This is a genomic window from Crossiella sp. SN42 (assembly GCF_023897065.1).
In the GTDB taxonomy this organism is placed as follows: Bacteria; Actinomycetota; Actinomycetes; order Mycobacteriales; family Pseudonocardiaceae; genus Crossiella.
On sequence record NZ_JAMHIV010000003.1, the window covers coordinates 121481 to 146123 of the forward strand.

General features: G+C 69.8%; 25 protein-coding genes. 20 read left to right on the forward strand and 5 right to left on the reverse strand.

All coding sequences use genetic code 11. The annotated features are described in order from the left end of the window. Nucleotides 1-18: 18 nt before the first annotated feature. Nucleotides 19-771: a helix-turn-helix domain-containing protein gene (locus M8C13_RS05320; RefSeq protein WP_252479330.1), complete on the reverse strand. Its 753-nt coding sequence runs from the start codon at nucleotides 769-771 to the stop codon at nucleotides 19-21. Between the two features lie 350 nt (nucleotides 772-1121). Between M8C13_RS05320 and M8C13_RS05325 the strand changes: the two genes are divergently transcribed. After that, the gene (locus M8C13_RS05325; protein WP_252479331.1) at nucleotides 1122-1688 is read left to right on the forward strand and encodes a GGDEF domain-containing protein; all 567 of its coding nucleotides are present in this window, start codon (nucleotides 1122-1124) and stop codon (nucleotides 1686-1688) included. 102 nt (nucleotides 1689-1790) lie between these two features. Then, a complete protein-coding gene (locus M8C13_RS05330) occupies nucleotides 1791-2132 on the forward strand; it encodes a hypothetical protein (RefSeq protein ID WP_252479332.1) in 342 nt (113 codons plus the stop codon). 14 nt (nucleotides 2133-2146) lie between these two features. Here M8C13_RS05330 and M8C13_RS05335 read toward each other — a convergent pair whose 3' ends face one another. Beyond that, nucleotides 2147-2653 (reverse strand): hypothetical protein, encoded by a 507-nt coding sequence (locus M8C13_RS05335; protein WP_252479333.1) that lies wholly within the window; start codon nucleotides 2651-2653, stop codon nucleotides 2147-2149. A gap of 798 nt (nucleotides 2654-3451) precedes the next feature. Between M8C13_RS05335 and M8C13_RS05340 the strand changes: the two genes are divergently transcribed. From M8C13_RS05340 to M8C13_RS05425, 17 genes are all read left to right on the forward strand, one after another. Beyond that, nucleotides 3452-4087 (forward strand): prepilin peptidase, encoded by a 636-nt coding sequence (locus M8C13_RS05340; protein ID WP_252479334.1) that lies wholly within the window; start codon nucleotides 3452-3454, stop codon nucleotides 4085-4087. A 40-nt stretch (nucleotides 4088-4127) separates the two neighbouring features. Then, nucleotides 4128-4667 (forward strand): hypothetical protein, encoded by a 540-nt coding sequence (locus M8C13_RS05345; RefSeq protein WP_252479335.1) that lies wholly within the window; start codon nucleotides 4128-4130, stop codon nucleotides 4665-4667. After that, nucleotides 4664-5620, forward strand: coding sequence for a hypothetical protein (locus M8C13_RS05350; protein WP_252479336.1), 957 nt, complete (start codon nucleotides 4664-4666; stop codon nucleotides 5618-5620). Before M8C13_RS05345 ends, M8C13_RS05350 begins: the two co-directional genes overlap by 4 nt. Nucleotides 5621-5706: 86 nt before the next feature. Beyond that, nucleotides 5707-6306 carry an SAF domain-containing protein gene (locus M8C13_RS05355; protein WP_252479533.1) on the forward strand — a complete coding sequence of 200 codons (600 nt, stop codon included), beginning with the start codon at nucleotides 5707-5709 and terminating at the stop codon, nucleotides 6304-6306. A gap of 365 nt (nucleotides 6307-6671) precedes the next feature. Beyond that, nucleotides 6672-7142, forward strand: coding sequence for a hypothetical protein (locus M8C13_RS05360; protein ID WP_252479337.1), 471 nt, complete (start codon nucleotides 6672-6674; stop codon nucleotides 7140-7142). Next, a complete protein-coding gene (locus M8C13_RS05365; RefSeq protein ID WP_252479338.1) occupies nucleotides 7139-8623 on the forward strand; it encodes a CpaF family protein in 1485 nt (494 codons plus the stop codon). The genes M8C13_RS05360 and M8C13_RS05365 overlap by 4 nt, the downstream gene beginning before the upstream one ends. Beyond that, the gene (locus M8C13_RS05370; RefSeq protein WP_252479339.1) at nucleotides 8620-9507 is read left to right on the forward strand and encodes a type II secretion system F family protein; all 888 of its coding nucleotides are present in this window, start codon (nucleotides 8620-8622) and stop codon (nucleotides 9505-9507) included. Before M8C13_RS05365 ends, M8C13_RS05370 begins: the two co-directional genes overlap by 4 nt. Continuing rightward, nucleotides 9504-10403, forward strand: coding sequence for a pilus assembly protein TadB (locus tag M8C13_RS05375; protein WP_252479340.1), 900 nt, complete (start codon nucleotides 9504-9506; stop codon nucleotides 10401-10403). The genes M8C13_RS05370 and M8C13_RS05375 overlap by 4 nt, the downstream gene beginning before the upstream one ends. A gap of 5 nt (nucleotides 10404-10408) precedes the next feature. Further along, on the forward strand, nucleotides 10409-10666 hold the full coding sequence (locus M8C13_RS05380; protein WP_252479341.1) for a hypothetical protein: 258 nt from the start codon (nucleotides 10409-10411) through the stop codon (nucleotides 10664-10666). Nucleotides 10667-10767: 101 nt separating this feature from the next. Then, nucleotides 10768-11148, forward strand: coding sequence for a TadE/TadG family type IV pilus assembly protein (locus M8C13_RS45305; RefSeq protein WP_252479342.1), 381 nt, complete (start codon nucleotides 10768-10770; stop codon nucleotides 11146-11148). Then, nucleotides 11145-11588 carry a TadE/TadG family type IV pilus assembly protein gene (locus M8C13_RS45310; RefSeq protein ID WP_252479343.1) on the forward strand — a complete coding sequence of 148 codons (444 nt, stop codon included), beginning with the start codon at nucleotides 11145-11147 and terminating at the stop codon, nucleotides 11586-11588. Before M8C13_RS45305 ends, M8C13_RS45310 begins: the two co-directional genes overlap by 4 nt. 47 nt (nucleotides 11589-11635) lie before the next feature. Continuing rightward, on the forward strand, nucleotides 11636-12004 hold the full coding sequence (locus M8C13_RS05395; RefSeq protein ID WP_252479344.1) for a hypothetical protein: 369 nt from the start codon (nucleotides 11636-11638) through the stop codon (nucleotides 12002-12004). Then, nucleotides 12001-14787, forward strand: a complete 2787-nt coding sequence (locus M8C13_RS44380) for a BTAD domain-containing putative transcriptional regulator (protein WP_256508618.1) — start codon at nucleotides 12001-12003, stop codon at nucleotides 14785-14787. Before M8C13_RS05395 ends, M8C13_RS44380 begins: the two co-directional genes overlap by 4 nt. Before the next feature lie 775 nt (nucleotides 14788-15562). After that, the gene (locus M8C13_RS05410) at nucleotides 15563-16036 is read left to right on the forward strand and encodes a hypothetical protein (RefSeq protein WP_252479345.1); all 474 of its coding nucleotides are present in this window, start codon (nucleotides 15563-15565) and stop codon (nucleotides 16034-16036) included. 188 nt (nucleotides 16037-16224) lie between these two features. Further along, nucleotides 16225-17169, forward strand: coding sequence for a hypothetical protein (locus tag M8C13_RS05415; RefSeq protein ID WP_252479346.1), 945 nt, complete (start codon nucleotides 16225-16227; stop codon nucleotides 17167-17169). A 52-nt stretch (nucleotides 17170-17221) separates the two neighbouring features. Beyond that, nucleotides 17222-17476, forward strand: coding sequence for a hypothetical protein (locus M8C13_RS05420; protein WP_252479347.1), 255 nt, complete (start codon nucleotides 17222-17224; stop codon nucleotides 17474-17476). A 253-nt stretch (nucleotides 17477-17729) separates the two neighbouring features. Further along, on the forward strand, nucleotides 17730-19595 hold the full coding sequence (locus tag M8C13_RS05425) for a hypothetical protein (protein WP_252479348.1): 1866 nt from the start codon (nucleotides 17730-17732) through the stop codon (nucleotides 19593-19595). 139 nt (nucleotides 19596-19734) lie between these two features. Here M8C13_RS05425 and M8C13_RS05430 read toward each other — a convergent pair whose 3' ends face one another. Continuing rightward, complete coding sequence (locus M8C13_RS05430) at nucleotides 19735-20013, reverse strand: hypothetical protein (RefSeq protein WP_252479349.1); 279 nt, start codon at nucleotides 20011-20013, stop codon at nucleotides 19735-19737. Nucleotides 20014-21646: 1633 nt separating this feature from the next. Here M8C13_RS05430 and M8C13_RS05435 point away from each other — a divergent pair. Then, nucleotides 21647-22720 carry a hypothetical protein gene (locus tag M8C13_RS05435; protein ID WP_252479350.1) on the forward strand — a complete coding sequence of 358 codons (1074 nt, stop codon included), beginning with the start codon at nucleotides 21647-21649 and terminating at the stop codon, nucleotides 22718-22720. Here M8C13_RS05435 and M8C13_RS05440 read toward each other — a convergent pair. Continuing rightward, complete coding sequence (locus tag M8C13_RS05440; RefSeq protein WP_252479351.1) at nucleotides 22715-23647, reverse strand: bifunctional lytic transglycosylase/C40 family peptidase; 933 nt, start codon at nucleotides 23645-23647, stop codon at nucleotides 22715-22717. The two genes, M8C13_RS05435 and M8C13_RS05440, sit on opposite strands and share 6 nt — an antisense overlap. 93 nt (nucleotides 23648-23740) lie before the next feature. Next, nucleotides 23741-24625, reverse strand: coding sequence for a replication-relaxation family protein (locus tag M8C13_RS05445; RefSeq protein WP_252479352.1), 885 nt, complete (start codon nucleotides 24623-24625; stop codon nucleotides 23741-23743). Nucleotides 24626-24643: the final 18 nt, after the last annotated feature.

Consider the following 24643-nt stretch of genomic DNA (forward strand, 5'->3'; position numbering starts at 1 on the left):
TGGGGAGCGTCTCCTGGCTCACGTCACACCGCCATGTGTCGTGCCGCCAGATGGTTGTCCGTCAGGTGTCTCCGGAGCTCGCGCGGAACGGGCCAGGGCTTCTTCCACCGCGGCGGCGGCCTCGGGCCTGAGCGCCTTGACCAGCGTCCGCACGAGCGAGTCGCGAACCTCTTCGGTGAGTTCGGGTGCGCGGGTGACGACCTTCTCGATGCCTAGCTCGGCCATGGTGCGGTGGAACCTCAGTTGGCTGTCCATTCGCTCGGCCAGTTCCTCGTCGAGGAAGTAGGCCGGCGGGGAGTGGAAGACCTCGGCAAGCATGATCACGTGCCGCAGACGAGGGTTGATGTTCTTGCCGCTGCGCAGATCGATGATCGTGCTCGGCGAGATCGTCCAGTTGGCGTCGCCCCGCTCCTTGCCCCGCTCACGGACCGCCGCGACCGCCGCGTCCAGGGTGAGTTCGTTCTTCTCCGGGTGGTGGGCCAAGTCGAAAAGGGTGTTCAGCTTCTCGCTGAAGGGCCGTCGCGACAGGCTTCGCGGTGCCCGGTCGCGCCGTCCGCCGACGAAGTAGGCCGGGTGCACGTTCAGAAACTCCGCCAAGGCCTCGACCGTGGCCAGTGTCGGCTCACGTTGTCCTCGGCGTAGCTGGGCGATATAGCTGTGGCTGACCCCGATCGCCTCTGCCAACTTGACGTTGGACATCGGCTGACCATCGGTGTCAGCGCAGAGCTGTTGCAGGACAGCCGGGAACGAGCGAATTCCGTTCTCGACCACGACGTCACCTCCCGAGCCGTCGCCCCCTGGCCCATCTCTCATCAAACGCTTGTACTCCTTCGAGGGCGATACCCCAATCGGGTCTACTTGAGTACAAGCTCTCCAGATTGTGCCTATGCTGCCAATCTCGACATCTGCGCAGATATGAAGATCATTTACTCAGATGAGTTTCGGGAGTGATAGCGGTGCGTGCTACGCGAGCGGCAACGGCAGCCGGTTGGGATGCCTCGGCGGCCGAGGCTGGCGACGATCTCGCTGGAGAACGAACTCCACTTCCCCGGAGCAGTCAGGCGCGGCCCGATTCGGCGGCGCCGGGAACCGGGTCGCATTGCGACAAGTGCGGGCAGGCCGTGAACGCGCCTCGGCTCGACCACCTGACCCGCCTTCCCGACCGGTGGGGTTGGGAGGATGCCGCACCCCGACTCCTCCGTGAGACGGCCGCGCGCGGTGGGGCACTCGTCCTCCTAATGCTCGACATCGACGAGTTCAAGACGATCAATGACACCCACGGCCACCTCGCCGGCGACGTCGTGCTGCGGATGGTTGCGGACTGCCTGCGAACGGTCATGCGACCGGGAGATCTACTGGTCCGTTACGGCGGCGACGAGTTCGTCGCGCTCTGCGTGGTGGCCGATGCGCACGAAGCGATCCACGTCACCCGCAGAGTCGCCCGCACGGTGCGGGACACGGCCATCCTCGCGCCTGACGCGCGGGAGGACATCACGGTCGGCATCTCGGTCACGGCAGCCATCGGCGCGGCGGCGTTCCGACCAACGCCGGACAGGTGCGTTATCTCCATAGGCACGGCGCTCCGGCACGCGGACGCGGCACTGCTTGAGGCGAAGGGAGCGAATGAGGATCGGGAGTGCGTGGTGTTCCTCGGTCCCTTGACAGGAGGTGGGTTCGAGATCGTGTGACGGGCTCGGGTCGGCGGGGGCGGACTCGGGTGTGCGTTCGGGGAAGGGAAGTCGGGACTGGTAGCGCAGCGACTGGTTCCGGGCTTCAGGATGGGGAGAAACATGGTTGCCAACGACATCAACTGGGGCGAAGCGCAGGAGGCGCTTCGCGTTACGCACATGGAGTGGGCGGTGCAGGTGCTTGTGGCCCTGGATGAAGGCCCGAAAACGTGGACTGCCCTGCGCGCTCAGGTTCGCGACAGTGGCTTGAAAACTGGTAGGGCGCTTCACGACAAGGTGTACAACCGTACCCTGATGGCCATGGCGAAAGGAGGGCTCATTACCCGTGAGGAGAAGTGTGGATTTCCGCGTACGGTGACTTATCGGTCCACTGGCAAGGCGGCCGGCGTGCTGCTTGCCTTGAGGTCGTACGACGACTGGTCCCAGAAACGCAAAGCGCAGTGATGTGAGCAGGATGTTCAGCACGAATCAACATCACCGATGATCACCTTTGTCACTTTCCACTCGCCGTCGGTATTTCGCACGACTGCGGAGGTCTTTCGTCGCCCGACAGGCCGGTCCTCAGCCAGGCCACCTCGTGCCCTGTACTTGCGCCACGAAGTCGTGTCGACGCAATCGACGATGTCGGCTTCGATGGGCACTTCCGGAATCCGAACGGCGACCACCCTTGGCGATAACGTCGGCTGCCCCAAGGTGACCAGGCCAGCCATCGAGTCGTCGTACATCATCCCGCGCAGCGCGATCAGCGCCTGACCGGTCGCATGGCTGCCCAACGCACTGACCTGGTGGTTGCTGCTCGCCGCAGCGATAGTGAGCTGATGCCACATGCCTCGATAGGCATCCAGAGCAGCCCGAACCGCATCGGTGTCACCAACAGGAACTGTTGAGGTCGGCATTCCGGTGGATGTCGGCGGCCCGGACAACGGTTCGCTGGGCAGTGCACTGTCTCCTGTCGGTTGTTTCACCGCGCCGCAGCCGGACGCCAATATCACCGCGCCTGCGGCGATCGCTGCCCGGAGACGAAGCGAGTCGCGACAAGTTGCCCACATGATCTCTCCTCCATCGATTGGTCTTTCTATCTGATACCAGCACGGGGGCACCGGACTGCAAGGTGTGTACGACCGGACACCTCTGCCCGTAAGGCGGACCCGGTTCGACTGCCGTCCCCCGTTCGGGTATTTGATCGGTACGGGCACAAGTGTCCGGTCGTACGTACCTTGCGGTCCGTTGGTGTCAGTCGGATAAACAGGGGGCATTGCACAACGTGGGTCACATGGAAGGAGGTTGATCATTCATGAAGACGAAACTTGTTGTTGTAGGAGCTACTGCCCTGACCGGTGTGTTGTCGGCGGTCGGTCTGACAGGATCGCCCGCGTCCGCCGAAGTGCGCCAGCTGACCTCAATGCAGGCCGTCGTTTGCGAGTACACGGCCCCGGCTGGGACTGGCGCATACGGTCACCCTCAATACACCTTCTATGAATCTCACATTCGATACTTCCCCCGAGGCAGTGTTGTGTGGGCATCCCCGACGATCGTGATCAACACAGCGAATCACTACGACTTCGCAGTACGTGAGCTGGCTGGGTCGGGTGGCGGCTGGGTGTCAGCGGAGCGGCTCCGCAGGACGGGCGCCAAGTGCCACGAGCTGCGTTAACTACAAGACCCGAGGAGGCAGACCATGTCCGGTCATCAGGTCGCACCAGCCGTTCGCCACTACGCAGACGCCGCCGGAGCGGCGGCACTACTTGATCGAGGAGTCCGCCATGTCCGCTGCCGTGGTCTGCGGGCTCTTTGGGATGACCACGGGGCCGGTGCTCGCGGTCTGCCTGCTCCGATTCGGCGCGAACCTGGATCCGCGGCATGTGCAGCACCGCGGTGTGGTGGTGATGCTCGCCGGGCTGGTGCTGCTGGCCTGCCTGGGTGCTCGCCGTGCGGGCGATCCGGCGTTGCCGGCCTGGTGCTGGCTGGTGGCGCTGGGCCTGGTCCTAGCGGCCATCGACTGGGATTGTCGGCGCCTGCCGCATCCGCTCACCGCCGCGCTGGGGTTCGGCGGGTTGATCCTGCTGGCCGCGGCGTCGGCGTGGCTGGGCGAGTTCGGCGGTTTGGGGCGCGGCGTGGTTGCCGCGGCCGTGGTCGGGGTCGTGACGGTGGTCCTGCACGTGGTGCAGCCCGCCGGGTTCGGTGGCGGCGACGCGGTGTTGTTGCCGGTGCTGTCGCTCTTTCTGGGCTACTTGGGCTGGGAGCACCTGTTTCGCGGGATCGGGTTGTCGATCCTGCTGACGGGAGTGGTCGCGGTGGGGTTGCTGGTCGCTGGTCGTGCTCGGTGGGGGCAGGGCGCCGGGTTTCCGGCGGGACCTGCGCTGATCGCCGGGGCGCTGCTCATCGTGATCTTCCACTGACCGCGGCTCGCTCGCCGCACCGAACGGAATGGAGCCGACCATGACCCGCTGGCTGACCCTCGTCCTGCTGGCCCCTGGACTCCTGCTCGGCACTGCCTGTACGCCGAAGGACACCACCAGTTCGCCCAAGCCGAAGTCGTCGACCACGACCCAGCCAGTCGCGCCCACGAGCTCGGCGGCGGATGCCTCGGTAGCGGTGAAGACGGTCTACGAGGAGTTCTGGCAGCTGGCCAGCACGATCGACAAACGGCCGGAATCGGAGTGGCGGCCCAGCCTCAGCAAGGTCGCGACGGATCCGCAACTGACCAGGAGCGTGCAGGGCTTGGGACTGTTGCGGGAGCAGTCGATCGCGCTCTACGGCGCGCCCACAGCTCGGATCACCAGCGTGGATGTCGCCGGAAGCCGCGCCACCGTCCAGGACTGCCAGGACGGCAGCAAGGCCGGACAAGCTGACGCCAAGACCGGGAAACCGAAAACCGTTGGGGTAGAGCGGAATCCGATCACTGCGACCCTGCTGCGCGAAGGGGAAGGGCGTTGGCGGGTCTCGGATGTGGTGTTCGGGGGAGGTGCGTGCCGATGATGCCCCCTCGCGCGGTTGCCGTGCTCGCAGTGGTGCTCGCGTTCGCCACGGCGTCACCGGCCTGGGCAGGAGCGGACCGGGACAGCCCGATCACGGTCGTGCCCGGCGATCTGTTCGGCCACATCGGCGCCCCGACCGTCGACCTCGGTGCCACCGCACCCGGCCAACCAGGCCGTCCCGGCCGCGGCGCGAGCGCCCCCGGTGGCCGCGGTGGGCCAGCTCCCGTCTGCACCTACACCCGGGCCGCGCACAGCCCGTCGGAGATGTTCGGCAAGTACCGGGAGTGGCACGCCGGTTCGCTGGGTGGGGACGGCAAGGTCGCCTACACCCGCACCTGCAACGGGATGACCAGTGGCTGGGTCACCGGCCCCACCCCGGCACCCGGTGCCGCACCGGTGCCGATCCTGCCCAACCCCGCTGAGCTGGCCGCGCGGGCCTACGAGCAGCTGGTGTTGCCGTTGCCGGTGCCACGCTTGTCTCCGGACGTCCACCTCGGTGATGGCCGCCGGGCCACGGTGGTCGGTGAGCACACCTGGTTGTGGACCGAGCCGAGGGTGTGGCGGCCGCAGGTGGAGCGGGTGCAGGCCGGGCCGGTGTGGGCCGAGGTCACCGCGACCCCCACCGCGCTGTCCTTCGACTCCGGCATGGGCCAGAACCGCTCCTGCACCGGCCCCGGCACCCCCTACACCCGCGCGGCGGGCCTGCACGCGGCCTCCCCGGACTGCGACTTCGTCTACCCCCGTTCCACCCACGGCCAGCCCGGCGGGCAGGTCCGTACCCGGTTCGCCATCACCTGGTCGGTGAGCTGGACCGGCTCCACCGGCACCGCCCCCGCCGGGGGCCGGCTGCCCGAGATGGTCTCCCGCGCCGAGCTGCCGCTGGCCGTCGTGGAAGCCCAGGCCCTGCGCCAGGCCCGGCCCGTACCTGCGTTGCTACGTAAGGAAAAGGGGTGAGCAGCATGGGACGCCCTTTCCCCGCCGCGCCCGCCGCCGAGCGGGACGGCACACCGGCTTAGGCTCCCCGCTCGGGTGCTGGGGTGATGTTGCCGCGGCGGCGCCGGTGGTGGCTGGTGGCCACCGCGGTGGTGCTGGCCGCTGCGGCCGGGTACGGCAACTACGAGCTGATCGCCGCCCACGATGCCCGGGTCACGGTGCTGGTGCTGGCTCGCCCGGTGGACTGGGGTCAGCGGATCACCGAGGCTGACCTCGCCCTGGCCCGCACCGTGGAAGACCCGGCCGCCCGGATGATCCGCGCGGAGGAGCGCGCCAGCGTGCTCGGCAAGACCGCAGTGGCCGGGTTGCCCGCGGGCAGCGTCCTGGCCCCCCAACACCTCAGCGACACCCCGATCCCGGCCGCGGACCAGCAGCTGCTCGGTCTGGCATGCAAGCCCGGCCAACTGCCCGCCCGCGGCCTCCGACCCGGTGAGCGGATCCAGGTCACGCCGGTCACCTCCAACCAGAGCGGTGGCGAGGGTGTTACCAGAGGGGGCACGTTCATCGCCCTGGTGGCGGGGATCGGGACGCCGGATTCCCAGGGCGGGGTCACCGTCGATGTCCTGATCAGCACCAAGGACGCCGCCGCGGCCACCGCGGCCGCGGCCGGTCCGGTGATCCTCACGCTGCTGGGCCCGGAGAAGTAGAGGAAGGAGGTCGACGGGGATGGCCATGATCGTGCTCGTGTCCGGCAAGTCCGCGCCCGGCGCCACAACCACCGCGGCCGCCCTCGCCCACGGCTGGCCGGCACCGCTGGTGCTGGCCGACTGCGACCCGCACGGCGGCGACCTCGCCACCGGCTGGTTGTCCACGTGGTGGCTTGGGGGCTGGCTGGGTCTGGGGGTTGGGGTGTTGTCCTTCGTCACCGCCACCCGCCACACCACCACCGTCACCGCAGACCAGCTCACCGGTCACCTGCAGGCAGCCCCCCCCAGCCCCGCACGCTCGGCTGCTGGCCGGACTGGCCGATCCGGGCCAGTCCTCCGCGGTCGGCGACGCCGGCTGGCGCCGCGTGGCCGCGGGGCTGAGCGCGCTGGCTGCTGCGCCGGTCGGTGCGGTGGATGTGCTGGCCGACTGCGGGCGGCTGAGCGATGGGGCGGAGGTGCCGTGGCCGGTGCTGGAGGCCGCCGACCTCGTCCTGCTCACCGTGCGCCCCGTCCCACGGCACATCCATGCCGCCCAACCCGCCCTGACCGCGCTGCGGCAACGGATCCCGGGTGAGCGGCTCGGGCTGGCGGTGTGCGGGACGAGCGCGCTGGGCGTGCGCCAACTCCAGGGCCTCTTCGGTGTTCCGGCGCGGGTGAGCCTGCCCGAGGACGCGGAGGCGGCGCGGGTGTTCAGCGATGGCGCCGCCCACCGCAAGATCGCCCGCACGCTGTTCGCGCGTGTCGCTGCCCGAACCGCCCAGCGCCTGCGGGCCACCACAACCACCGCCAGGTCCGCGCCCTCGGTGCTGGCCGCAGTGAACGGAACCCCACGATGACCATCAACCATCCCGGCCATGCCCCGCCGCTGCGGCGCGCCGGACTCCATGCCGTGCCCACCGCCCCCCGACCGCCGAGCGAGGCGGCAGGAAGGAGCAGGCCGGACCCCGAGTTGGTGCGCCAGATCCGCCTCGCCGTCGCCGCGCACCAGGAAGAAGTTGACCGGCACAGTGCCCCCTGCCAAGGTGAGCCCCAAGCCCCCGCCGCCGAGCACGCCCGCGTCCTGGGGCTGGTACAGGAAGAGATCACCGACTGGGTCGTGCGCCGAGCCCAGGCCGGACATCCGCCGGTGTCGTCGGCCTTCGAGCGTGACCTCGCCCAGGCGGTGATGGCCTCGATGTCCGGGCTTGGCGCGCTGCTGCCGTTGCTGGAGCGTGAGGACGTGGAGAACATCCACATCCACGGCCACGACCAGGTGTGGCTGGAGCTGGCCGACGGCTCGATGCAGCACTGGCCGTACGTGGTGGCCGACTCCGACGCCACCCTGACCGCCATGGTCGCCGACCTCGCCGCCCGGATGGGCCAGACCGCTCGGGAGTTCAGCCCAGCCACCCCGATGGTCTCCTTCCGCCTGCCCGCCGGGGGTCTGCTCGGCGCCCGGCTTTCGGCGGTGATCGCGGTCTCGGAGCGGCCCCGCATCGCCATCCGCCGCCACCGCCTGCACGAGGCCGGCCTGGATGACCTCATCCGCGGCGGGACTGTGGACTCCATCCTGACCGCGTTCCTGCGCGCCGCGGTGCGTGCCGGGAAGAACATCCTGATCACCGGCGGCCCCTACACCGGCAAAACCACCTTCCTGCGCACCCTCGCCCGCGAAATCCCCGCCCACGAACACCTCGTCACCGTCGAAGACGACGCCGAACTCGGCCTGCACCTGCTCGGCACCCACCCGGTGGTCACCCCTCTGGAAACGCGGCAGGCCAACGCCGAAGGCGTCGGCGAGATCACCCTGGACGACCTGCTCAAGCAAACCCTGCGCCACTCACCCAGCAGGGTCCTCGTCGGCGAGGTCCGCGCCGGAGAGGTCACCTCCCTGCTACGCGCGCTGGGCAACGGCGCGGCCGGGGGCATGGCCACCCTGCACGCCGCCTCCACCACCGCGGTCCCCGACCGGATCGCCGCCCTCGGCCAACTCGCCACCCCGCCGTTGCCGGTGGAGGCCGCCTACCGCTGGACCGCCTCAGCAGTCCACCTGGTGGTGCAGCTGGCCAAGGCCGACCACCACGACCCCACCACCGGCCGCTCCAGCCGCCAGCGCTTCGTCACCGAGATCGCCGAAGTCGGCCCGATCGGCGAGGCCGGCCGCCCCGACCTCACCGCCCTGTTCAGCCCCCGCCCAGTCGACGGCCGCGCGATCCCGGACTTCCCGCCCAGCCCGGCCCTGCTGGCCGACCTGGTCCGCCACGGCTTCAACCCCGCCCTGCTCCAGCAGGGCGACGGGGACTGGCAACCCGCCCTGCTCCGCCGGGACCTGCCATGACCGCGGCTGCGGTGCTGCTGGGCGCGGTCATGGTGACCGCGGTGCTGCTGGCCCTCTCCGGCCTGCACCGCACCGCCCCGCGACCGCCCCGAGCCGGTCATGACCCCCACCGTCCCGGAGCGGCGCGGGCGCGGCTCCCACACTGGAGCACGCTGCGCCCCCTCCTGCTGGCCTGCACCGCCGCCGGGCTGGCGTGGTGGGCCACCAGTTGGCCGGTCGCCGCCCTGGCGGCCGGGCTCGCCGCCGCGCTGCTGCCGCGGGTGGTGGCGCAACCGGGCAACCGCCACCTGATCACCACCCTGGAAGCGGTGGCGGAGTGGACCCGCCGGTTGGCCGACCTGCTCGGCACCGGCGCCGGAGGCCTGGAAGCGGCGATCATCGCCAGCGCCCGCACCGCCCCCGCCGCAATCACCGAGCACGTCCACGCCCTGGCGGCCTCCACACGCGGAGGCGGGCTGGAACCGGCGCTGTGGACCTTCGCCCGCGAACTCAACCACGCCGCCGCGCACCGGGTGGTGGCCTGCCTGATCCTGCGACACCGCTCCGGCGGCCGCGGCCTGATCCCGATCCTGGACGAGCTGGCCCGCTCCCTGCGCCATGACGTCGCCGCGCGCCGCCAGGTCGAAGCCGACCGCGCCAAAGTGCGCACCAGCGTCCGCGCGCTGCTGGCCATCATCACCGTGATGACCGTCGGCCTGCTGGCCGCCAGCGAGGACTACCTCACGCCCTTCGACAGCGCCGTCGGGCAGCTGTGGCTGGCCGTGGTGGCCGGAATGATCGGCCTGGCCTGCACCTGGCTCGCCGCGCTCACCCGTCCCCGACCCGAACCGGGATTCCTCCACCACACCCGAACCCCGGGTGCCGGACGGGGGTGGTGGTCATGAACTCCACCGGCCTGGCTGTCGCACTGGGCGTCTGCGCGGGGCTGGCGCTGGCACTGCTGATCGCCGCAGTGGCACCACCGGCGCAGGTGAACCTCGTCATCGCCATGACCCGAGCCCAAGACCGCCTCGCCCAACCCGACACGACCGAAGTGCACCCGCAGCGCCAGCGGTGGCGGCCGGGGACGGTGCTTGCGGTGCTCGCCGAGCGCTCGGCGAACTCGACCTGCCGCTGGTGGGGCGCACCAGTAGTCGAGCTGGAGTTGTTGCAGCACACCATGACCCGCTACGTCGCCGCACGCCTGGGCTGGGCTGCGCTGGCCGGTGCCACCGTCGTCCTGACCGGCACCGTCTTCGACGCCGATGCCCTCGCCGTTGTGGTGCTGGCCGGTGCTGGTGCCGTCGGCGGGTCGCTGATCCCGGCGGCGCGGGTCCGGCGGGCGGCGGGAGCGGCACGTGCGGAGTTCGCGCGGACCCTGGCCTCCTACCTCGAACTCGTCGCCCAGGAACGCGCCGCCGGAGCCGCCGCGACCCCAGCCTTGGTGCAGGCCGCCTCGCTGGGCAGCGGCTGGGTGTTCACCCGCATCCGCGGCATCCTCGCCAGTGCCCGCCGCACCGGCACCCCAGTCTGGGACGCGCTCTCCGCATGGGGGCAACGGTTCCAGGTGCCGGCGATGGCCGAGCTGGCCGACATCGTGGCCACCGCTGCCGACGGCGCCGCCGTCTACACCACCCTGACCGCCAAGGCCGCCGCGCTGCGCCACGCCGCCCTGGCCACCGACCGGGAAGAAGCCAACCGCCGCTCCGAAGCCCTCGTCGGGCCCCTGGCCTGCCTGCTGATCGCCTTCATGGTCCTCATCATTTACCCGCTGTTTGCCCGCATCCTGGAAAGGACGTGAACCCCATGCCCCGCATCGCCAGAGCCCCCATCCGGTTGAGGAATCGGTGGGACCGGCTCGCCTTGCAGATCCTGCTGTTCTCCGCTGCGGCCGAGCCGCCGCGAAGGTTCCCGCGTAAGCGGCGCCGGGTTCGCCGGGGTGGTGACGAGGGTGTCGAGACCGTGGAGATCGCCATCGGCATTGCCCTGGCCGTCGGTGTCGCGCTGCTGGTCTGGGCCGCCTACAAGGTCTTCGTCCAGAAGTACCTCAACCAGCTCCCCTAGCCGGTGACCCAACCATGGACAATACCACCCTCCACACCAGACACACCGGCACACCGCGACCGCGGTCGCGGTCGCGGTGGGGTGATCGGGGTGCGGCGACCGTGCAGTTGGCGGTGCTGCTGCCGATGCTGTTCCTGCTGTTCGCCCTGGCCACCCAGCTCGGGATCCTCTGGTACGCCCGCAACGTATGCCAGGCCGCCGCCCAGGCCGGGCTGCAAGCCGCCCGCACGGTCACCGGTACCCCCGCCGACAGCCACACCGCCGCCAGCTCGTTCCTGGCCCGCGCCGGCACCGGCCTGCTCACCCACGCCACGGTCGGCGCCACCAGCAGCCCGACGGTGGTGCGGGTGGAGGTCTCGGCCACCGTGCCCCGCCTGCTCCCCATCCCCGGGCTGGAGCTGCGCATCACCCGCAGCGTCACCGGCCCCAGGGAACGCTTCACCACCCCCAGCGACACCAACACCGCCGGGAGCCCGCGGTGACCCGCCGCGCCCGCCGATGGGGTGGTGCTGCCGGGTCGGTCAGCGTGGAGTTCGCCGCCGCCGCGGGCCCGGTCCTGCTGGCCACGATCGCGGTGATGATCGCGGCCGGGCGGATCGTGCTGGCCGACCATGTGGTCACCGACGCCGCCACCGCCGCGGCCCGCACCGCCTCCCTGGCCCGCACCGCCACCCACGCCCAGCACACGGCCACCGCGACCGCGCACCGCGTGCTCACCGACCAGCAGCTGCACTGCCGCAGCATCACCGTCACCATCGACACCTCCGGCTTCACCGTCCCGCTCGGCCTACCCGCCACCGTGTCGGCGACGGTGACCTGCGTGGCCGAGCTGTCCGACCTGGCCCTGCCGGGAATGCCAGGCACCCGGACCCTCCGGGACACCTTCACCAGCCCCCTAGACCCATTCCGGGGCCGGACATGACAGCCCCGGCCGCGCGACGGTTCGGCGACCGTGGGGCGGTCAGCGCAATGACGGCGATCCTGCTCACCGCCCTGCTGCTGGTCTTCGCGCTCCTGGTCGACGGGGCTGGGCGGCTGCGGGCGTACTCGCGGGCGGATGCCATCGCCGGCGAAGCCGCCCGCGCGGCCCTGACCGCGGTCGACACCCGCAGCACCCCCATCCAGCTCGACACCGCCACCGCGCACACCACCGCCCGCGCCTACCTGACCCGCTCCGGCTGCCCCGGCACGGTCAAGATCACCTCCAACCGCACCGTCCGCGTCCAGGTGCGTTGCACCGACAAGGCTCGGGTCGGGCTGTTCGGCTCCCACTACACCGTCACCGGCACCGCCACCGCTCAGCTCGACACCGGCCCCCGCAGCGGGGGCCGGCCATGACCAGCACCCGCCCACGTCGCCGCCGGGGCGACCTGGTTCGCGCCGCCGGTGCCGTCGTGCTGGTGGCCGCGTTGGTGATCGGGCTCCCGGCGGGGCTGCTGAAGATTGGTGCCGACCCGCGCCGCCTGGTTCCCGAGCGGTGGCCCCGGCTCGACGAGCTCGGCCCTTGGTTGGAACGCACTTGGCATGCCGCCCGCTTCGCCTGGGCCGACGGCACCCTGCTCCCCGGCCTGCTCCTAGTCGTGCTCTGGGTGACCTGGCTGTTCCTCCTCGGCCTGCTCTTGGTCGAAACCGTCGATCAGCTGCGTCACGGGATCCGCACCATGCGTACCGGGGTGGGGCCGCGGCGGTGGATCGCCGGCCTGATCGCCGCCATCCTCATCACCTTGCTGCCCCAGTCCGCGCTCGCCCTGCCCGCCACCGGCTCGACCCCGGTGGCCACCGCCCTGCACGACCCCGACCGCGCCGAGGCCACGAAAGCCAGTAGCGGCAAAGGCTTCACCATGGAGGGCGGGTTGGCGCGACGGCGAATGGTGGATGCGGCGGTGCGCCCGGAATGCCCCCGGATCACCGTCGAGCCCGGCGACACCATGACCAGCCTGGCCTCCATCCACCTGGGCGACCCTGGCCGCTACCGCGAGATCCACCGCCTCAACGCCGACCGCATCCCCCGAGCCGAGCTGCTCTACCCCGGCGACGTCCTCCTGCTCCCGCCACCCGCACAGACCCAACCGGGGCACGGGACGACCGCGGTCACGGTCAAAGCCGGGGAGACGGCATCCTCGATCGCACAACGGGAATACGGCCACCCCAGCGACTGGCGGCGGCTGTGGCAGGACAACCACCACCGCCCCCAACCCGACGGCCAGTCCTGGACCGACCCCGACCAACTCCGCCCCGGCTGGCGACTCTGGATCACCCCACCAGCTGCCCAGCCCACCGACCCTCCGCCGCCGGCACCTCCACCTGCCTCGCCATCACCTCCGGCCACCACCGCGACTCCCGCCCGCCCAGGCCCGACCACCGCGCCACCCACCACAAGCCCCGGCCAGCCCGAGCGCGGCACCTCGGCCGAGCCCGTGGTGCAGCTGCCCTCCGGCGCGATCATCGGGATCGGCTTCGCCGTCTCGATCGCGATCGCAGCCACGACCGTGCGCCTGCGCCGGCGGCACCGCCGCCGCCTCACTGGCACCCTGCAACCACCCACGCCGCCACCGGCCATGCCGTCCACCGTCACCCTGCTGGAACGCGCCGCCCGCCCCCACGACCCCGAGCCCGTCCCGCGCCGCCACTGGCCGCCACCACCGGCCGTGCTCACCACCCACACCGACACCGCCGAAACCCGCACCCTCGACCTGGCCGATACGGCCGGGCTCGCCCTCACCGGTGCAGGCGCCCCCGCGGCGGCCCGCGCCACGGTGACCGCGATCCTGGCCACCGACACCCGCTACCCGCCCGAACTGCTCCTGGCCGGAACCAGCGCCACCGCGTGCCTGCCCTCCCTCGCCTCGGCCGACCAACCCGGGGTGCGCTGCTGCACCGACCTGGCCCCGGCGCTGGAGGCCCTGGAAGCCGAAGTCGCCCGCCGCACCCGACTACACGCCGAGGCAGAACTCGACACCCACATCCACACCCTGGGCGCCAACCAAGCCGAGGACGGCCGGTCCGATCCAGACGAAGCCCTGCCCACCCTGGTGTTCCTGGCCGCCCCGGAGGCCGCGAGCACTACGCGGCTGCGCACCGTGCTGGAGCTGGGCCGCCACCTCGGCGTGGTCGGCCTGCTGCTGGGCCCCTGGCCCAGCGGACTGGAAGTCGCCGAAGACGGCGTGATCACCGCCACCAGCGGCGAGCACACCGCCACCATGGTCGGCACCCGCACCGAGACCCTCACCGACACCGAGGCCGCCGAGCTGCTCAGTGTCATCCTGGCCGCCCGCGGCGGCACCGACCACGCCACCGACAGCACCCCGGAACCACTGCCTGCAGCGCCAACCAAGATCGCTGCGGTCGAGGCCGCTAACACGCGGACCCGGCCGGCGCCGGTGCGGCTGCAGGTCTTCGGCCCACCCCGGATCACCGTGCTGGGCAAGGAGATCACCCACGGCGTGCGCAGCCTGGGCCGGGAAGTGCTGGCCTACCTGGCCACCCACCCCAGCGGCACGGGCGTGGCCATCCTCCAGGACCAGCTTCTCCCCGAGGCCGGCTCGGACACCGGCCGGGCCCAGATCCACACCGCGGTTAGCAACATCCGCACCGCCCTGCGCAAAGCCACCGGCATCGCTGAGGCGCAGTTCGTGCACAGCCGCGGCGGCCGCTACCGCCTCGACAGCGACCTGATCGCCGTGGACGCTCACGAGCTGGCGGCCGCGATTGCCCAGGCCCGCGACGCCACCAGCGAGCAGGACCAGCACCGCGCCCTGCGTCGGGTGCTCGATCTGGCCCGGCCGGGGCCGCCGCTGGAGGAAGTCGGCTACCTGTGGGCCGAGGAAATCCGCGAGTCACTCCGGCAACAGGCAGCCGACGCGCTGCTTCGGCTGGCCACACTTGCTCGCGCCCACAAACCGGAAACCGCTGCTGACGTCTTGTCGGTGGCCATCACCTTGGACCCGTATGCTGAATTGGTCTACCAGCAGCTCATCCAGCTGCACGTCGACACCGGACACCGCAGCGCGGCCATAGCGGTTTACCGGAAACTGAAAGCGCGACTGGCCGACATCGACACCGAACCCACCCCAGAAACTGAGGAACTCCTGCAACGCAAAACTCCGTCGAGCGCGACTTGAAGAAGATGTGACAGAGGAGGAGAGGATGAATTAGAATGGCGGACTGTGTCATCGCCCTATCGGATTTCACGACAGATTTCGTACAAGGGCGAGTAGCTTCCTTGGAGCTAGGCAGAACGAGTCGAAGCAGGATATAGAATTTCGGTTACTAGTAGGGGTCATTGGGGACGCCGTTAGGGGCACCGTCAGGACACCGTCTCAAGCATGGTGACCCACCGATGCCCCAATGGCTACCGGAACAGGAGTGACCATGCAGCTCATCGGCCTGCCTGTCAGCTCCGGCGACGTTCCAGACTCAAGACGATAGATCCCGGCCAGTGGCCTCGGCCATAGGCCACCCGGATGGGCCGCTCACCTGGCGTGCGGGGTTGCGGCTCGGTTGTAGCCAGCTCAACACCGATTCCTGCTCCAGTGTTGGCAGAGCTCGGTCGGCACTAGGGTTGACATCGGTCGGGCGGACTGTAGGTCGGCGGGACGGCTCAGAGCGGGCGCCCGAACGAGGTGACACGGGCCGTCAGCCACCCCCGAGGGGGTCGAATTCGCCCAGCATGCCCGGGAGCTTCGCCGGCGAACGCGGTCGGAGTGGCACAAAATAAGGGAGAACCAACCCGTTTCGCAATCATGTGCGCATTTTCCAAAAGAGTCTTGAAAAGTCGGGTGACGCCTATTGCTTTCATGTTGTGATCGAGCTACCTTTGAATTGTCGCCGGAAAGTAGGAAGTGCACTGAAATTCCATGTCCGGCGTGAGCTATGTCTACCGAAAGGGGGCGCGCCATGATTCCCGCTACTCCACCACCCGTTCCGGACATCCCGCCGTCACCTGACCGGCACTACGGCAGCCGTTGCCGGGCGACCGCCGCGCTCACCCTCACGGAGCTGACCACGCTGATCATGGCCGACCTGATCATGGTCAGCGTTACCGACGATCCCGACATGGCATTTCCCGCCCGTATCCGCTACGCGGCCACAGTCTCTCCACGCGACCGCGTGATCACACTGTGGGTGTTCGGGCTGACCAACCACGAGGTCGACCACCCCTACATTCGCCCGCAGGACGCGCCGTGCCCGGCGGACTTTCCGGAGATCATCGAGACGGTCTCCGATGCCTACAACTGGCACGGTCGCCATTCTCAGGACCGCAGGTTCGAGCTGGTCGTAGTGCTCCACTGTGAGCGGGAGCAGCGTAAACAGGCGTGGACGGTGGGCACCGTCAGCACCGACGGCCGCCCTCGACGCTCTCTGACCTGATCCGGACGGCGATCCGGTGTGCGGTGCGGTGCGGTTGAGCTGGCTCCGCACCGCACACACCAGCCGCCTACATGGTGCCCGTCGGCACCCAGGTTCTCGACGAACCCACGACGTTCCCGCGCTGTCTCCCCGCTGGCCCGTAAGGGCCACATCGGCAGTGAGCCGGCCCCGCACGAAGGAGGCACAGGATGAACCCCAACCGAACCCGCCGCCGTGCCGTTCGTCCCGCCGACGGCCTCGCCCTGTTCGCCGCCACCGCACCAGGGCAGACCGACGTCCGGGCCCGCCGCGGCGACCTCGCACTGATCGTGACCGCCTACCGTGATCCCGTCACCACCGCGATCACCAGCACCGAGATCGACATCGCCGAGGTCACCGGTACCACCCGCGACGGGCAGATCACCACGGTCAGGCCGGCCCTGACAAACGCTCGCACCGGATTGTCCGGCTGGCACGGGCTGACCGAGGTCTACTTGCTGCCGCGCACGAGGATCGGCGTCGCGGCAGCCCTGTTCGCCGCGCGCACCCACATTCGCAATGGGCAGCCCGTTCCCTATCCCGACCTCGACACTGCCTGCGCGGCGCTGCGACCTCGCCTGATTTCGGTCGAGAACCACGGTGCCCCCCCTCTCCCGCCCACCAGGGAGGCTCACGCGGGGAACACCGGCGAAGCGGACCTGAACCGCCCACCCGCGCCCGGCTGGCACTGTCGGCACAACGTGATCTGCCCCGCGATCACCCCCGAACGCACCCTGACCGAGGCAGCGACCCTGATCCTGGCTGAGCTGATCACCATCAGCGACGGCGGCCCCGGAGCAGTGTTGCCCGCCCGACTTCGGTTCGCCGCTGAGGTTTACCCCCGCGCCAACGTGGTCTGCATCCAGGTGTTTGGGCTCCGCGACGCCGAGCTTGCCAGCCCCGATCAACGACCCGAGGACGCGCCAAGCCCGACCGACATCGCCGGCATCGTCCGGGCAGTGGCCGATGCCGCCAGCCCGTGCGACCCCGAACCCGGGAAGAAGCGGTTCGAGGTGCGCGTGTTCCTCCCGAGCGAGGCTGATCAACGGCAGTTGTCCGGGTTCATCGGCACCGTGACCACCGACAGCCGACCCCACCTCCCAACCGGGGCCTGAACCCACGGTCGGTCCCATGGCGGCCCGACGAAGACGAAGGAGACCACCGACCATGGCTGGCATCGACACCGTCGGCGATCTGCTCGCCGCACTGGCCCATTACGATCCGACCACCCCGCTGCGCTACGCCGCTCAACCCGGCTGGCCCATGGCGTACACCCTCGGTGCGGTGGTGTGCACACCCGAGGACGCCGAGGACGCCGACGAGCTGGCCGGCGGTGAGGCGCCGATCGTGTGGCTGACCGAAGGCAGCCACCTGGGCTACGCGCCCCGCACCGCGTGCAGTGCACTGGGATGGACGCCGTGACCACACCCGAGAAGGCCCGCGCCACCACTGGGTAGCGGATCCGCTTGGCTGGCGGGAGACGACGGTCAGCGGGGCGTCAGCCCAGCCAGCCGCTCCTGTGGGCGACACCGGTTGGCAGGGGAGGTCGGCACCGTGACCACGTGGTCAGCATGGGGACACGCCCGGTCGCCGGTACGTGTTCTCTCGACCTCGGCGGTCTCACCGTCGGAAACCCCTATGGTTGCGAAGTCTGCTGGAACAGCGAGGGGGCTGGGTGCACCGAGACAACAATCCCCAGGCGCTGTGGTCGATCCAGAACACGGTTGACGGTGTCGTGACTGGACCGGTGGTACAGGCCGGAAGCATTGACGGCGGAGTGCGGATCGTGCTGAACCCCGCCGAGGACTACGTGCTGGAGTTCCGCGCGGACTCGGCCGGGGCGTCGCGGAGGCTAGCCCGGGACAGCCCGAGCTACCTCCTCGACGCGCGATCGGCAGTGGTGCCGTACCGTGCGCGTTCACGGGAGCAGGAGCGGTTGCGCACCTGGCGGAACAACTCCGATGAGCTGTCTGTCCTGCTGGTCTACGGCCCCGGTGGGCACGGCAAGACGCGCCTGGCGGCCCACTTCGCGAAGGAGTCCTTCGATCTGGGGTGGGCCGTCGCAGACGCGTCCCGAGGAAACCGGAGAAGCGGCGGTTCCCTGGCTCACCGGGTGACCGATGACCGGCCTGTCCTCGTGGTGGTCGACTACGCCGATCGATGGGGGGATGCCCGGCTCGCCGAGATGGTTGAGCAGCTCGCCGCCGAGCACAGGGGTGCCCCCACGCGCGTGCTGCTGTTGGCACGCTCGGCCGATCAATGGTGGCACACGGTTGCCAGCACGCTGGATCTGCAGGCAGTGGTGGAGACGCCGCTGCAGCTGGGCGGCTTCGCCACCACCGACCTGCACACCGCCTATGCCGAGGCGATCGAGGCATTTCAACGGGAACTCCAACTCTCCCGTTCAACCGTGCCGATGCCCGAGGACATCGAGGACAGCGCGAACTCGCCACTGGAGCTGCACATGGCAGCCTTGGCCGCCACCTGCGCGAGCCGAGAACACCTCCCACGTCCCACACAGCGCGACCTGTCCCAGTTTCTCCTGCATCGGGAACGTCGCTACTGGGCCGACCAAGCACCCCTGATCGAGCAGGTGGCGCTGATCGCGACCATGTTCGGCCCGTTCGAGACCGCTGCCACGGCACGATCGATGCTGCGCGCGGCACGGGTGACCGGGAATGAGGCCGAGGCGGACCGAGCCCTGCGTGCCTACCAGCGTCTCTATCCACCGGCGCCGCGAGAGGTGCTGTCACCGATCCGCCCTGACCGGCTCGGGGAAGACTTCACCGCGAGCATGATGACCCTGCCGTTGAACGCGGAACTCATCGTCGAACTGGTCGCCCAACTCGATCAGGACCGTGACGCCAACTGGCCGTCCTTGGCGCGGTGCATGGCCGTCCTGGGCGCTGCCGGTCACCGGCACGAGCAGGTGGAAGCGGTCGTGGTCGAGGTCTGCACCCGGGTCCCCCACAGCGTTCTCTACGACGCTGGCGGTGCCTGGTCGCTGCACTCCCACCGCGAGAGCCTTGCGGTGGTTGAGCGCCAGTTCACCACGGTCTTGGGGGCGACCACCGGAGCGTCGGACAGCGACCGGGCTGCCGCGTATGCTGAGTTCCTCGCCGTCTACGCCGGCCAGCTACCGCACGGTGATGTGCTGGACCTGGTGAGGAGGACGTTGGTCTGGGAGCTTGTCCGGATCTTTCGGCGTCTGTCCGATCAGGACGCCGCTAGTTATCTGCCGATGCTGGCCACCGCGCTGAGCGTGCTGTCGCAGCTCAAGTCGCAGGACAACAGCCTCAACAGTGCCGAGCGCGCGGTCATCGAGCAGCCGCCGGGGCTGGAGCCTGCGCGTGAGGCGGTGCGGGTGTACCGCAGACTCGCCAGGACTGACCCAGGCACCTACCTCTGGAAGTTGATCGACGCACTGGGCTGGCTCGCGGATCTCCTCGCCGAGGCGGAGCAGTCTGACGAAGAGATCAGCCTGCGTCTTGAACAACTTGACCTCGCCCGCCAACATCGCCCCAGCGGTCCTACTCCGTAACCACTTATAACACCATGGTGGGCCGGACCTGGGCGGGCGAAGGCCACGGATCAGGAAACGCGTCCAGGGATCAGCCTCCGGGCACATCCGGTCTGTGATCGGCTCGGCTTCGGCAGGCGGGCACCTGGTGGCCTCCACGTCAAGGAGTGCCCTGTCGCCGGCGGGCGGCGACGTCGGTGTCAAGCCAGGCGAGTACCGCATCGATGTGCTGACGCCGCAACCCGCCTCCGGCCCCGACGGGCATGATCAGGGTGGGGATACCGTCGGTGCGGCGGTCGGCCGCCCATCCGTACTCCTTGCCGCCGAACTGATCATCCAGCCAGGCCAGCGGCCGATCGTTGATCCAGCGGCGGATCGGCCCGCCCTTCGGCGACCAGCCGAAGGCAGGCCCGTAGTTGGGAACCTCGATGACTGGCATCTCGGGAAGACCGAGGCGCGGGGTGATCCACTGGGCGACGCGGACGCCCCAGCTCGTCGCCCACGCCAGCTCGGCACCCGGATCACGCAGTTCGCGCAGCCACCCGCCTGCTCAGGGTTCAGCCGGAGGGTTCCCGCCGCCGGATGACCATCCGGACCCAGCCCGTCGAACCTGAAGGGCCGGTAGCCCAAGGCTGGCAGCAACCTGCTTGCCACCGGCCATCCGCGGGTCGACGGCGAGCACACCGTCGACATCGACAGCCACCACCGTGCCGTGCATCGCACTCTCCTTCAGCCTCATGGACGTGCACCCTCGGGTGCGAAACCGCATCGATGTCCCTGTACGCCCGAGGCAGGTCGCCCGCAGTACCAGTGCGAGCAGGGAGCGCTTGCGTTCCGGCGTTGTAGGTGCCCGGCGGAGGTCGCCGGGCACCTACAACTAAGTGATCATGTCTGGGCTGTGGCTGGACTCCGGACGTCCTCGTCGACGGTGCGGATGTAGCGCTTGGGGTAGGCACTGGACTGCGTGGCCACGCCGCGCTCGACCAGTCTGACCAAGGCGTTGGCAACCGCACCGGAGGACCGATCGAGCTTGCGGGCGATCTCTCCGGCGGTGACTCCGCGCCGGGGTTGTCGATCAGGAAGTTCTCGACCAGTCCGTGCAATGCGCCCGGCCGCAACCGCCGCGGCGCCTCCGTAGCGACATCGGGCCCGCTCGTGGCACCGGACGGAGCCGCAACACCTGCCTCCATACTGTCCATAGTGGAATTTCCGGACGGTGCCGAGGGCACCTGGATTGTGTCGGCCGGCAAGGCCGTCACCGGACTCGGCTCGACAACAGGCTGCTCGCGGTCGGAGTCCTGCTCCCCGTCGACCTGGTGAACGATTTCCTCCGGCACAGTCGTGGGCGCTGTGGCATCGGGTCCCTCGGCCGCGCGCCACCGGTCACCGGCGCGTGGGGTGGCGCTTCGTTCGCGGACCGCAGAGCCCTCCTTCTCCAGGGCCGCGAGGATCCTGCGGGCAGTGGAACCGCCGACGCCACCGGCCAGCGCGATTTCCGCAGCGGTAGCGCCCGGGTGCTGCCGCAGTGCCTGCCACACCTTGTCCTCGGCCGCGACAGCGGCCGACTGAGCGGAGGCGGGCGCGTTTTGTGGTGTGTTCGTTGGCGGGCGGATGCTCGATGTCGTCGTGGTGGGCATGATGGCCACGTCCCTCGCATACAGAAGTGGTAAGCAGCGTCATGCCCCGGGGCCTGAGTCCGGCGGTGCGCGCTACCGGTGTGTCCGGGCTCCTCACCATGGACGCTCGACATCGAGGTGAAGTCAAGTCCGGGATGCTTCGAGACCGACTGTCGCTTGTGGACGATGTTGTGCTGTTGCACAGCAAGCACCTTGCCGATGCCGTCATGCGGAGGACCGGGGTGCCGTCACAGGCGGATGTTGCCCCGTCTGGGTCGATCTGGCGCCGTCGGGACCCTTCGGCGTTGACTTCACCCCACACCTCGAGCGTCCATACATTCTGGCAACGCCACCGGCGACGGCGCGGTGGGGCCAACCTTGGTGAGACAGGTAATACCGCCGGTTCGGTGTGCCGCAGCGGGCGAGGACCGTACCGGCGATCGAAGGGACGAACCCGTGATCCACCTGACCGACGCGTGTACCGCCGACGCCCCACGCGCGGCACCCAACCGTGACCAGGAAATGCCTGTGCACCAAGACATCCGGCAACGGGAATGCCTGCTCCCCGATGCGGCGATCCTGGTAGCGGGCAGCATCGTGGTGCCGTTGCTGCGCATGCCGGCACAGGCGTGGGGCCTGCGAGTCCTCGCGGTGGATACCGCCGCTGACACCGACGAAGTAGCACTCTTCGCCGCGCAACCCATGGCAGAGGCACCTGAGCCTCGATGCCACGATGGCGACGTGGTGGTCCAGCTTCGCGCCCCGGCCACCAACATCAACGAGCAGCTCCGGGCACGAACGGTCGACGTCCACCTACTGGTGGCCCGACAGGGCCGGTGGCAGCAGGCAGGGAACTGGCCCGACCTGGAGGGCACCTGGCCCCGCGTCACCGCCCCCACCATCGCACGGCTCATGCAGTTGACCGACGCCCCCGACCAGGCTCACCGCGGTCCGGTCGAACGGACCGGCTGTTTGCAGTCTCTGGTGATAGTGGGCGCACTCCGCGAAGGCGAAGGGCTGCTGTGCCCGCGCCCGACCACCGGCGAGTACCACGAAGCGACGGTGCACAACGGGGGCATCCGCTTCCCCGACGGACGCTGGTTTGCCACCCCGTCCGCGGCGATGACCGCACTGGGCTATCCCCATCAGAGCGGGTGGCAAGCGTGGAGGCGTGCCCGCGACGGAGCCCGGCTGAACGCGTTGCGAACACAGCACGCGTTGGCGCCCAGCCGCCGGGAGCGCATAGTGCGACACCTGGCGCCGTTGCTGGACAACGGCATACTCCGGCCCGGCGATGAACTGCGCTGTGTCCGCCCGGTGAAAGGCACCACGCACACCGCGCGGGTGACCTCCGACGGCTACCTGAAGCTGGAGGACGGCACGTGTCACCGGCATCCCACCGCCGCGATCACGGCAGCGACCGAGGGGGGTACCGCGGACGGGTGGAACGCGTGGCGACGCACCAGTGACGGTCGCACGTTGGACGAGCTGTACAACGCCATGGACACCCAGCAACACCGGCGTTCATAGGCCGGCGCCACCGCTGGCTGGACGCGTCGCACCGGTGTAGGGGCCGAGGCTGGCCAGCCGGGCACGCTGCACGCGCTGACCGAAGGTCGGGGCGTGCACGATCATGCCGTCACCCACGTAGAGCACCACATGGTGGACCCGGGTGGTGGGGTTGCCGTAAAAGACCAGGTCGCCGGGCAGCAATGGCTGCCCGGCGGGCGCGCGGGGCCCGGCATGGAACTGGGTGTGTGCGGTGCGGGGCAGGGTGATCCCGGCTGCTGTATAGGCGGCCTTGGTCAGCCCGGAGCAGTCGAACCCGCCCTCACCCGGACCGTCGCCGCCCCAGACGTAAGGCTGGCCGATCTGGCGCAGCGCGAAGTCGATCGCCGTCTGCACGGCCGAACCCGGTGCAGGAGAACGGCTATAGCCCTGGGCGACGGCCAGGACCTTGTCGACGTACCAGTGCGCGTGGTTGTAGCTGAACAGCGCAGCCCGGATGTCGCGGTTGTCCTTGGCGCCGTTGCGGCAGAGCATGCGGGCGGCAGCGTGGATGGCGTTGACCGGGTGGTAGGGCGAGGGCGGATCGACCCCGCCCGGCGGTATTGGCTGTGCATAGGCGGCGAAGGTGGCGGGCAGGAACTGCATGGGGCCCTGCGCGCCGGCGCTGTTGGAGCCGCTGCGCACACCAGGCAGTGGAGAACGTCCGTGGTCGGTTTCGACTTTGCCGACAGCGGCCAGGACGCTCCAGCCCAGCCCGGGGCAGGTCGCCGCCGCGGTGCGGTAGATGTTGAGGTAGTCGGCAGGGATGTCGGCGATTGCCTCCGGGCGGGGTTGCGCTTGGCTCCCGCCGAGCACGCCGATCGTCGCGGCGGTGAACAGGACGGGGACAGCCAGGAAAGCGGTGGCACCCACGGCGATCTTGGCGGCGGCGGAGGCGAGGATCGGCATGGTTGTACTCCTCTAGCTGGATCGAGGGGCCGCACTAGTGAGCAAACCCGTTGCGTGGCAACGGGTCGGGTCCATAGCTGCGGAGCTGGTCGGCTAGGGGTGTGGCGGGAGCGCCTGTAGTGGGTGCCGAACGAAGGCGTTGAGCGGCAACCAGATCGGCCCGGCCGGGCTGTGCGCTTCGGTGAGTTCGGCGTGGGTCGTTGCGATAGCCCACCGCGCGGCGCCATGCGTGGGCCGGCCCAGCGCGGGATCGACTCCGATGCGCTGGCGTAGATGGACTTCCCGGGAGGCGGAATGGAAGCGGAAGAGCACCCAAAACGGCTGCGGCACACTTTGATCCACGGGCAGCGATGCAACCCTCTCGCGCGAGGACTCGGTTAGGGCGGGCGGTAGTTGCGGTCCGCCGGACTGGGCCAGGCCGCGGTAGCCGTCGAGTTTGGCCTGGACCTGGGCGAGGTTTTCGGTGCCGGTGTCGTACTCCAGCAGGAACACCACCCGGCCGCCGGTGTGCTGCCACACCCCGAGGCCATCAGGCCGGACGAGGTTGCCGCAGGCGCGGGCCGCCTGGCGCTCACCAAGCCACCCAGCCAGGCCGTGGCCGGGGTGGGTGGCCGTGTGGCGGGCGAGGTCGGCGAACAGGCCGTTGACGCCCAGGAGGTGATTGAGCGCTGGGTGGGCCGCCAGCCGGAGCAGGCGGGTGCGTAGCGCGGCGGGGCGGGGTGGTTCGGTGCCGCGCATGGCGGCCAGGATCGCCGCGCCGGCGGGGCCGAGGGCATAGCGCCAGGAGGTCATCGACCCGTCAGGGCGGGGGTGGCGGAACCGGTCGAGCAGGTGGCTGCGGTAGAGGGTCAGGAGGCGGCGTTGGGCGCGGTCGAGGGTGGGGAATCCGGCCAGGGCGGCCAGGTGTTCGGTGGTGAGCACCTGGTGGGCCTCCAGCAAATGCAGGATGGTGCGGTCGCGGTCGGTGAGGCGGCTCAACACCGCGACCGCATCCAG

What these genes read in the sequence shown, in the direction of transcription:
- M8C13_RS05330 (WP_252479332.1), top strand. Translation starts at nt 1,791, where the DNA reads ATGGTTGCCAACGACATCAACTGGGGCGAAGCGCAGGAGGCGCTTCGC.
- M8C13_RS05340 (WP_252479334.1), top strand. Translation starts at nt 3,452, where the DNA reads ATGTCCGCTGCCGTGGTCTGCGGGCTCTTTGGGATGACCACGGGGCCG.
- M8C13_RS05345 (WP_252479335.1), top strand. Translation starts at nt 4,128, where the DNA reads ATGACCCGCTGGCTGACCCTCGTCCTGCTGGCCCCTGGACTCCTGCTC.
- M8C13_RS05350 (WP_252479336.1), top strand. Translation starts at nt 4,664, where the DNA reads ATGATGCCCCCTCGCGCGGTTGCCGTGCTCGCAGTGGTGCTCGCGTTC.
- M8C13_RS05355 (WP_252479533.1), top strand. Translation starts at nt 5,707, where the DNA reads ATGTTGCCGCGGCGGCGCCGGTGGTGGCTGGTGGCCACCGCGGTGGTG.
- M8C13_RS05365 (WP_252479338.1), top strand. Translation starts at nt 7,139, where the DNA reads ATGACCATCAACCATCCCGGCCATGCCCCGCCGCTGCGGCGCGCCGGA.
- M8C13_RS05370 (WP_252479339.1), top strand. Translation starts at nt 8,620, where the DNA reads ATGACCGCGGCTGCGGTGCTGCTGGGCGCGGTCATGGTGACCGCGGTG.
- M8C13_RS05375 (WP_252479340.1), top strand. Translation starts at nt 9,504, where the DNA reads ATGAACTCCACCGGCCTGGCTGTCGCACTGGGCGTCTGCGCGGGGCTG.
- M8C13_RS05380 (WP_252479341.1), top strand. Translation starts at nt 10,409, where the DNA reads ATGCCCCGCATCGCCAGAGCCCCCATCCGGTTGAGGAATCGGTGGGAC.
- M8C13_RS05395 (WP_252479344.1), top strand. Translation starts at nt 11,636, where the DNA reads ATGACGGCGATCCTGCTCACCGCCCTGCTGCTGGTCTTCGCGCTCCTG.
- M8C13_RS44380 (WP_256508618.1), top strand. Translation starts at nt 12,001, where the DNA reads ATGACCAGCACCCGCCCACGTCGCCGCCGGGGCGACCTGGTTCGCGCC.
- M8C13_RS05410 (WP_252479345.1), top strand. Translation starts at nt 15,563, where the DNA reads ATGATTCCCGCTACTCCACCACCCGTTCCGGACATCCCGCCGTCACCT.
- M8C13_RS05415 (WP_252479346.1), top strand. Translation starts at nt 16,225, where the DNA reads ATGAACCCCAACCGAACCCGCCGCCGTGCCGTTCGTCCCGCCGACGGC.
- M8C13_RS05420 (WP_252479347.1), top strand. Translation starts at nt 17,222, where the DNA reads ATGGCTGGCATCGACACCGTCGGCGATCTGCTCGCCGCACTGGCCCAT.
- M8C13_RS05430 (WP_252479349.1), bottom strand. Translation starts at nt 20,013, where the DNA reads ATGCCAGTCATCGAGGTTCCCAACTACGGGCCTGCCTTCGGCTGGTCG.
- M8C13_RS05440 (WP_252479351.1), bottom strand. Translation starts at nt 23,647, where the DNA reads ATGCCGATCCTCGCCTCCGCCGCCGCCAAGATCGCCGTGGGTGCCACC.